This is a genomic window from uncultured Brevundimonas sp. (genome assembly GCF_937870815.1).
GTDB lineage: Bacteria > Pseudomonadota > Alphaproteobacteria > Caulobacterales > Caulobacteraceae > Brevundimonas.
Map to the genome: position 1 here is coordinate 1 of NZ_CALMZS010000092.1, position 4139 is coordinate 4139.

Sequence of the window (4139 nt, forward strand, 5' to 3'; positions counted from 1 at the left end):
CCGGAAGAACGCCCGCCTCCGGCGGTGGAACCGGCCCCGCGGGGACGGCGCCGGCGCTCGGGCGGCTGCAGCGCTCGAGCACGGCGACGCCGACGTCGCCGCTGGGCCCGAGCCGGCTGAGGGCGGCGCTCTCCAGTCCGTCCCGGGTGACCGTCGACCATTCCAGGTCCGCCCCGGCGTAGCGCGCGCCCGAGGCGGCCTGGACCGCCCGCAGCGTCCATGCCCGGCCCTGGTAGGTCAGCTGGGCGGTGGCCGTGTCCGGATAGGCCACGGTGACCGACTGGCCGCTTTCGCAGGCGTAGCTGATCGGCGGCGCGGCCGGCGCCGCCGGGGCCGGGGACGGTTCGACCGGCTCCGGCGGAGCCTCGGCCTCCTGGGCGCAGGCGGCGGACAGGGCCGCGATCGAGACGGCGGCGAAGGCGGTGCGAAGGCGCATGGTCATCCCCAGACTGGTCGCGCAGGTTAACGCCAGCGAACGGCAAAGGCTCCGCTTGCGCAAGCGTCCTTTGTTCAGGCGGTCAGGAGACGCGGCAGCTTGAAGGTGACCGTCTCGCGCTGGCCGGAGTCCTCGATCACCTCGGCGGAGAACCGGGCGCGGACGGCCTCGACCAGGGCCTCGATCAGCGGTTCGGGGGCCGAGGCCCCGGCGGTGATTCCGAGGGTCGACACCCCGTCCAGCCACGACCAGTCGACCTGGGCGGCGTCGTCGACCAGCCGGGCGTCGCCGGCCCCGGCCCGCAGCGCCACCTCGACCAGCCGCACCGAGTTGGAGGAGTTCTTCGACCCGACCACCAGCACCAGGTCGCAGCCGGCGCCGAGCCGCTTGACCGCCTCCTGCCGGTTGGTGGTGGCGTAGCAGATGTCTTCCTTGTGCGGGTCGGGCAGTTCGGGGAAGCGCCGCTTGAGCACCGCCAGGATTTCGCTGGTGTCGTCCACGGACAGGGTGGTCTGGGTGGCGTAGGCCAGCGGCGCCCCGCCCGGGCGCCGGAAGGCCTCGGCGTCCCCGACCGTCTCGACCAGGCTGATCGCGCCGGGCGGCAACTGGCCCATGGTGCCGACCACCTCGGGATGACCGGCGTGGCCGATCAGGATGATGTGGCGGCCGGCGGCGTGGTGGCGCTCGGCCTCGACATGGACCTTGGAGACCAGCGGGCAGGTGGCGTCGAGATACAGCATCTCACGGGCCCGGGCCCCTTCCGGCACGGATTTCGGCACGCCGTGGGCGGAGAAGACCACGGGGCGGTCGTCGGGGCATTCGTCCAGCTCCCGGACGAACACCGCGCCCATGGCCCCGAGACGGTCGACCACATGGCGATTGTGCACGATCTCGTGGCGCACATAGACGGGCGCGCCGTATTTCTCGATGGCCCGCTCGACGATCTGGATGGCCCGGTCGACGCCGGCGCAGAAGCCGCGCGGGGTGGCGAGGCGCACGGTCAGCGGACGCTTTTCGGGAGCCGGGATCGGCGCATGAACGGTCATGGGCGCAACCTAGTCGTTCGCCCGGCCCGCCGCCACCGCGGTTTGCCCCGGCGCGGGTTTGCCGCGCCTCGCTTTAGCCGCTATCAGCAACGAGCGTTGCGCCCGGCGTCGGGCTGTCGTCGCGCCTCCTCGTTCGTGGAAGAGCCTTTGATGCGTCGCGTCCTCAAGAATTCCCTGGCTTCGGCCGCCGCGATCGCCGCGTTTTCGGTGCTGCTGGTCCCGCTCGCCGCCGAGGCGCAGGTTCAGCCGCGTCCGGGGCAGCAGCAGCCGGGGGGCTCCGCGCGCGGCGAGAACCCCGACGGCACGCAGCAGAACGAGGCGCGGCGCGCGCCCCGCATCGCGCCGCTGCGCCGCAGCGCGGCCGCCGGCCCCTGCCCCTATGTGAAGATCCTCTACGACGCCGCCCGCTTCGTCGAACTGACCGGCGACCGGGTGGCGGCCTCGAACGTGGGCTTCACCGGCGAGATCGAGGGCCTGACCTCTGACTGCGCCTATCAGAACGACGACCCGATCACCGTCCATACCCGCGTCCTGTTCAACCTGGGCCGCGGGCCGCAGGCCCAGGGCGAGAACCGCACCTATCGCTACTGGATCGCGGTGACCGAGCGGAACAAGGCCGTTCTGGCCAAGGAGTATTTCGACCTGCCGGTCGATTTCGACGGCCGGCCGGCGACGTCGGTGACCCAGGACCAGGTCGTGGTCATCCCGCGCGCGGACGCCACCACCAGCGGCGACAATTTCGAGATTCTCGTCGGCTTCGACGTGACGCCGCAGATGGCCGAGTTCAACCGCACGGGTAGCCGCTTCCGCGTCAACGCGGGCGTCCTGGCGCCGTCGACCGGCCAGTAGATGACCGATCTCAGGACTGTGCTGGGCGAGGCGGTCGAGGCCGCCTTCGCCGCCGAAGGCGTGGCCCCCGGCGTCGCCCGCGTGACCCCCTCCGACCGGCCCGACCTGGCCGACTTCCAGTCGAACGGGGCGCTGGCGGCGGCGAAGGCGTTGAAGGCCAATCCGCGCGAACTGGCCGGCCGGGTGGCGGAGCGGCTCAAGAACGACTCGCGGCTGGCCTCGGTCGAGGTGGCCGGGCCGGGCTTCATCAACCTGACGGTCGCCGACGGCGCGCTGGCGGCCCGGGCCGCCGAGGTCGCGGCCGACCGCGAGCACGCCGGGGCCTCGACCGTCGCCGCGCCGCGCCGGGTGGTGATCGACTACGCCGGGCCCAATGTGGCCAAGCCGATGCACGTCGGCCACCTGCGCAGCTCGATCATCGGCGAGAGCCTGAAGCGCATCTTCCGCTTCCGCGGCGACACGGTGTGGGGCGACGCCCATTTCGGCGACTGGGGCTTCCAGATGGGGCTGCTGATCGTGGCCGTGGCCGACGAGGGCAAGGGCGAGGCCTTCATGGCCGAGGGCGACGGGCCGTTCCCGGCCGACAGCCCGGTGACGCTGGAGGATCTGGAGCGGCTGTATCCGGCCGCCGCGGCGCGCGCCAAGGAGGATGCGGAGTTCCGCGGCCGCGCCCGCAAGGCGACGGCGGAACTGCAGGCGGCCCGGCCCGGCTATCGCGCCCTGTGGCGGCATATGCACGACGTCTCGATGGCCGGCCTGCAGCGCGAGTTCGCGGCGCTGGGCGTCACCTTCGACCTGTGGAACGGCGAGAGCGACGCCGATCCGCTGATGCCGGAGATGATCGCCCATCTGAGGGAGGCCGGCCTGCTGGTCGAGGACGACGGGGCCCAGGTGGTCCACGTCGCCCGGCCCGGCGAGACCCGCAAGCGGAAGCTGGCCGACGGCAGCGTCGTCGAGGCGCCGAGCCCGCCGCCGCTGCTGGTCATCTCGTCGGAAGGCTCGGCCATGTACGGCACCACCGACCTGGCGACCATCCTCGACCGCCGCAAGGCCATCGATCCCGACCTGATCCTCTATGTCGTCGACGAGCGGCAGGCCGAGCATTTCGAACAGGTGTTCCGGGCCGCGTATCTGGCCGGCTATGCGGCCGAGGGGTCGCTGGAGCATCTCGGCTTCGGCACCATGAACGGGCCGGACGGCAAGCCGTTCAAGACCCGCGCCGGCGGGGTGCTGAAGCTGCACGACCTCATCACCCTGGCCGTCGACAAGGCGCGCGAGCGGCTGCGCGAGGCCAGGCTGGGCGCCGACCTGCCCGCGGCCGAGTTCGACGACATCGCCCGCAAGGTGGCGGTGGCGGCGCTGAAATTCGCCGACCTGTCGAACAGCCGGACCACCAGCTACGTCTTCGACCTCGACCGGTTCATGAGCTTCGAGGGCAAGACCGGGCCGTACCTGCTGTACCAGGCGGTGCGGATCAAATCCCTGCTGCGCAAGGGCGCCGACCAGGGCGCGACGGCGGGGCCGGTCGTCATCGGAGAGCCCGCCGAGCGCGACCTGGCCCTGACGCTGGACGCCTTCTCCCAGGCCGTGGCCGAGGCCTATGACAAGCGGATGCCGCACCTGATCTCGGAGCATGCTTACCGGCTGGCCCAGAGCTTCTCGAAATTCTACGCCGCCTGTCCGGTGCTGGCCGCGCCGGACGCCGCGACCCGGGGCTCGCGCCTGACCCTATCGAAGGCGGTGCTGGACCAGCTGGAGCGGGCGCTGGACCTGCTCGGCATCGACACGCCGGAGCGGATGTAGCGGCC

At 72.1% G+C, this 4139-nt stretch carries 4 protein-coding genes; 2 read left to right on the forward strand and 2 right to left on the reverse strand.

Going from position 1 to position 4139, the window contains the following annotated elements:
• Together Q0588_RS05685 and ispH are read right to left on the reverse strand one after the other, a co-directional pair.
• On the reverse strand, positions 1-436 hold a 436-nt coding region (locus Q0588_RS05685; protein ID WP_298744545.1), incomplete at its 3' end, for an MliC family protein.
• Between the two features lie 74 nt (positions 437-510).
• Entirely contained in the window at positions 511-1482 is a 972-nt protein-coding gene (gene ispH, locus Q0588_RS05690; RefSeq protein WP_298744547.1) for a 4-hydroxy-3-methylbut-2-enyl diphosphate reductase, read from the reverse strand.
• Positions 1483-1632: 150 nt separating this feature from the next.
• On the opposite strand from ispH, the gene Q0588_RS05695 reads away from it, so the two are divergent.
• Both Q0588_RS05695 and argS read left to right on the forward strand, forming a co-directional pair.
• Positions 1633-2331: a Tat pathway signal sequence domain protein gene (locus Q0588_RS05695; protein WP_298744549.1), complete on the forward strand. Its 699-nt coding sequence runs from the start codon at positions 1633-1635 to the stop codon at positions 2329-2331.
• A complete protein-coding gene (argS, locus tag Q0588_RS05700; RefSeq protein ID WP_298744550.1) occupies positions 2332-4134 on the forward strand; it encodes an arginine--tRNA ligase in 1803 nt (600 codons plus the stop codon). It begins immediately after the preceding gene.
• The last annotated feature ends 5 nt before the right edge of the window (positions 4135-4139 follow it).

What these genes read in the sequence shown, in the direction of transcription:
- ispH (WP_298744547.1), bottom strand. Translation starts at nt 1,482, where the DNA reads ATGACCGTTCATGCGCCGATCCCGGCTCCCGAAAAGCGTCCGCTGACC.
- Q0588_RS05695 (WP_298744549.1), top strand. Translation starts at nt 1,633, where the DNA reads ATGCGTCGCGTCCTCAAGAATTCCCTGGCTTCGGCCGCCGCGATCGCC.
- argS (WP_298744550.1), top strand. Translation starts at nt 2,332, where the DNA reads ATGACCGATCTCAGGACTGTGCTGGGCGAGGCGGTCGAGGCCGCCTTC.